This window comes from Candidatus Cloacimonadota bacterium (assembly GCA_020532355.1).
Lineage (GTDB): Bacteria > Cloacimonadota > Cloacimonadia > Cloacimonadales > Cloacimonadaceae > UBA5456.
The window spans coordinates 1-4490 of the sequence record JAJBBD010000205.1; the positions used below are offsets into that span (position 1 = coordinate 1).

2 protein-coding genes are annotated in these 4490 nt (G+C 46.1%); both read right to left on the reverse strand.

Annotated features, from left to right (window positions below):
* A partial coding sequence (locus tag LHW48_07115) for a site-specific DNA-methyltransferase (GenBank protein MCB5260227.1) occupies positions 1–1115 on the reverse strand: 1115 nt, incomplete at its 3' end.
* Between the two features lie 10 nt (positions 1116–1125).
* Positions 1126–4014 carry a DEAD/DEAH box helicase gene (locus LHW48_07120; protein MCB5260228.1) on the reverse strand — a complete coding sequence of 963 codons (2889 nt, stop codon included), beginning with the start codon at positions 4012–4014 and terminating at the stop codon, positions 1126–1128.
* Positions 4015–4490 lie beyond the last annotated feature (476 nt).

The following is a 4490-nucleotide window of genomic DNA, read 5'->3' on the forward strand; positions in this document are numbered from 1 at the left end:
AGGTAGTCCTCTGCTTTGGGGGCATCGGCGTTTTCGATGTCGTCCAGGCGCATCACTTCGTTTTTGATGTAGAAATCCAGCTCACGCTTGAGGAAAGCACCCAGGTCCTTATGGATGAAGTAGTCTCGGGTATTGCGTGCGGTGTATTGATAGATGTACTTCTCCAGTAGAGTGCGTTCTTTTTTCTTTTCGGTGGGAGCTATCAATTCGAAGCCCCTCAGAAAGTCTTCTACTGCAGGCATATCTCTCAGCGTATTGAATATGGTCTCTACCGCCTCAGTATTCTTGGTATCGCGCCAGGTGTTTTCTTGGGAAGTTTTTTGGGGATCACTGCGGTATTCGAAGTTGATAATGAGTTCACCCGCTTCTGTTAACTCAACCGGATGAGACTTATGGATTATAAAGAAGCGTTTATTGTCTTCAGAGCCTTTGATATTGCCATGCTCGCCCTCGGAGGCATCCACGATCCTGAATATGACATTTAGATTGGCAGGGAAGTTGGTATCTTCCTGTATGGCTCGCTGCAAGATATCTGTATCATCGGGGGAGAGCATTTTTTTGATGCCTTGGGAGAGGTTAAAACGGTAATTGCTAAAATACTCTGTGGATTTGATATAGTATTGGTCGGCATTTGCCCAGTGCAGCTTCACCTCTTCACCGTTGTAGGGTATTGCAAAAGGCGCTGCCTTGCCGGACGTTTCTCTGGTGTAATAGCGTCGGGAGATGAAGTCGCCGTCATCGTAATAACGTTCAAAGAAGCGATAAAGATGGTCATAGATCTCTGCTTCGGCTGAGGCGGTGTCCTTGGCAGCCTCGTATCGGGCTTTTGCTTCCAGCACCTTGGGGCTGTTTTCTGGATCGGCTACGCCATATTCTTTTGCCTTCTGAATTTCTTTGTCTATGGCATCCTTCAGCAGCTTCTTTTGGTCTTCATCCACCTGCCCAAAGGCATCCCTGATCACGCTCAGAAGGTCGTTATCTATAAAGCTACTCACTTGCTCTGCTTTGGCGTGCATGATACGATAGAATCCGAAATCTAGGTCGGGTTGATTGAGCTGAAACAGCTCTTTTAGTTTATCTATCAGTTTGGCTCTCAATTGATCTGTTGATGGCATGTATCTCTCCTCAAACTACCTTCCAGCTTATGGTGAACAGATTAGTTACCTTGGTTTTTTGTTTTAAGCGCTGGGATAGGGCTTCTATCAGTTTGTCTCTTTTTTCGGATATTTGGTCTTCAGTGCTAAAGAGTTTTTCCCGCATTTTGCGCTTCTTTTTGTCCAACTTGGCGATTTCTTCCTGCAGGTCGCGTTGTTCCTTCAGAGTAGTGCTGTGGCGGCTTAAGCGCTGCTTTTCCATAATCAGCCGCTTTACACTATCCAATTCCTGCTCCACTGATTTTACCATATCCTCAGCCCATTTATCCAGCTGATCACGAGCTTCGGCAAAGTGTTTGTTATTCTCTTCCAAGTTCCTGGTCAGAGTGGCATCTACGAATCTTTCAGAATCAGCCTGTAAACGTTTTTCAACGCTTGAAATGTCCTGGCTTGCATTAGAAAGGCTAGCTTGGCATTGCATGAGCTTTTCGCAGGTTTCCTGATCAAGGTTATTGCCACTTTCGTCTATTGCAGTAAAGAGCAGATACTCTTCTGTATCAAGAGATTTGACCGATAGGAGGTCGAGTTTCAACCATCCATGCCTGCCCTTGAGTTGCTCAATCAAGCTGATTCTGGTGGGATGATGCGAGATATCAAAGACCACCTCGGCTACGGGGCAAGGTTTCTTTTTGCCTTGCTCCAGGACGTATTCACCCAAAGGATGGCTCATCCGGTAGAGGAAGTCATTACCGTAATTTTCACCATCTTTGGAGATCAGGCGATAAGTGCCTAGTTTGCTAGCCTTGATCGGGGATCTCCTGAGTTTAAATACATGGTTATGCTCATTGAAAATAGCCATGCCATCCAGGATGTGCATGGTCAAATACCAGAACAGCTTGCCTATCCGGTCCAAGGTCTCGACAGCATCAGTGTGGTTTGTTTTGAGGCGTTCGTGCACATCTTCGTCAAAATGCTCCAGAAGCTTCTGACGGGTTTCTTTCAGCCGGGTTTGGATGGCAGAATCCAACTCTTTTTGCAGTTTTTTGAAAGCTAAGGCGATCTCTTCATGGGTGCGGCATTGCTGGTAGATTTCCAGGACTTTGCGCTCAAAATCAACTCCCGATTCCAAGGAACCCAAGACGTCGTCTGAAGCACCAAACACGCCCGTGAACAGGTGGAATTTATCGGTCAGAATCTCGTAAACACGCCGGTCTGCCTCGTTGCGTTCATTGAGGAAATTGATCACCACAACGTCGTGTTTTTGCCCATAACGGTGGCAGCGTCCAATCCGTTGCTCTATGCGCTGAGGATTCCAAGGCAGGTCGTAATTGATCACTAACGAGGCAAACTGCAGATTTAAACCCTCTGCTCCGGCTTCTGTGGCAATGAGGATGCTTGCCTTGTCCCTAAAACGGTCGATGATGGCTGTTCTTAAATCTACTTGTTTGGAACCAGATGATCTGCCTGTATCCTTGTTTTGCTCCAGCCACTGCTCGTAGATCTGCCCGGTGGCATCATCTTTGTTGGTGCCATTGAAGGTCAGCACTTCATCCCGATAGCCATTGGCTTCCAGATATTCCTTCAGCCAGGCTTGAGTTCTGCGGGATTCTGTGAAGATGACCGCTTTTTGGGCAGCTCCCATTTTGTGCATTTGGGAAAAGCCGATTTCCAGGGCAGTGAGCAAGGCTTTGGACTTTGAATCTACTCCGAAATTTCGCGCAGTTTCAATGAAGCTGTTCAGGTCTTTGATCTCGACTTCCAGTTTCTGAATATCAATCTGGATGGCTTTACTGTCTGGGTTTTCCGCTGCTTCCGCAGTTTCGGTCTCCAGATCCTCCTGGTCTTCCAACAACTCATCCAGCAGGTCGTCATCGATATAATCATCGATGATCAGTTGATCCAAAGCAGATTGCTTCTTCTGATATTCCTGTTTCAAACGTACCAGGCGATCCCTGATGATTTCCAGGGTTCCGGCAACTGCTTGGGGGGAAGAAGCCAGTACTTTGCGAACCAGTAAGATCAACAGGTGTTTTTGGCCCTGTGGTAAGGCATAGTTATCCTCGGAGTTGAGGAATTCCGAGACCCGCATATACAAGTCATGTTCTTGTTCTGTAGGGGTAAAGGGACGAGTTATCAGCCGCCGCTCTGTAAATTTGACATATTCCAAAACCTGGCTGCGCAAGGTTCGCCAGCAGAAACTCTGTAGCCTGGAACGTAAATCGTCCAGATCTCCGCCTGTATTCATATACTGCGTGCGGAATGAAGGAAGGTCTCCAAATATATTCTCATCTATTAGAGTGGAAATTCCATACAATTCAGTAAGCGAGTTCTGTAAGGGAGTGGCGGTCAGAAGTATCTTTTTGATACCATCTGTCGCCCAGCGGATGCGTTGACCTATCTTGTTGCTTTGCCTGTAAGCATTACGAAGTTTGTGCGCTTCGTCTATTACCACCAAATCCCAAGGAAGCAACTTGATAGATTCTGCCTGGTTTCCAGCATAGTGCATGGAGACTATAGATATCTGCTTTGTATCAAAGGGGTTGTCGTGACCCTTTTTCTTCAGGTCTCTGTATGTCTTGGCATCAAGCACGATAACAGGGATGTTAAACTTTTCCTGCAATTCAAGGGCCCATTGCTTTCTCAAAGATGCCGGGCAGATAACCAATATCCTGCGCTTCTTCTCTGCCCAGTACTGACACATTGTCAATCCAGCTTCAATTGTCTTGCCCAAACCAACTTCATCAGCTAGTAAGACACCTTTGGAGATGGGAGATCTGAGGCTAAACAACGAGGCTTCTATTTGGTGCGGATTTAAGTCCACGCAGGCATCAAACAGCGCCCTGCCGACTCTTTCAACTCCTGCACCGCCTTTCCTGCTAAGCTCGTAAGCAAAGTATTTTGCCTGAAAATCTGTTATCATCTACCTACCATCTATTTACTGTTTGCAGAGTGTTGATGCACATCAAAGCAAACAATTTTCCTTGGATCACTCATTGTGTGAAGGACTCAATCTGTCAATGCTAAAATGTCCTTCTGCCATTGATCAGTGAGAAATAGGGGATGATGTAGTGGTTCAAGAGTAACTATCATTACTTGTGTATCGTAGTCTTGTTCACAGGTTCAAGCATAAGACTGCAGCATCAATTTCTCAGATATGATGCTGACTCCTCTATCTCATGTTAACAAGCTCAAGATTTTTACTTCTTGACTAATCTAAGCACACTGAGAACATAGTAACATGAAGAAAATCCTAGTTACCTTTATTGGCAACAACGACTGCTTTCTCAGAGAGGGAAAAGAGGGCGCCATCATCAGCATCCTCAAACAGCGGGCATTTGATCTATTGTATATCTTGTATAACGATACCCGCTACCTGCAGCACGCATCGGATATACT

Bases quoted from the DNA above. Each gene is read 5' to 3' on its own strand.
- LHW48_07120 (MCB5260228.1), bottom strand. From the start codon at position 4,014: ATGATAACAGATTTTCAGGCAAAATACTTTGCTTACGAGCTTAGCAGG.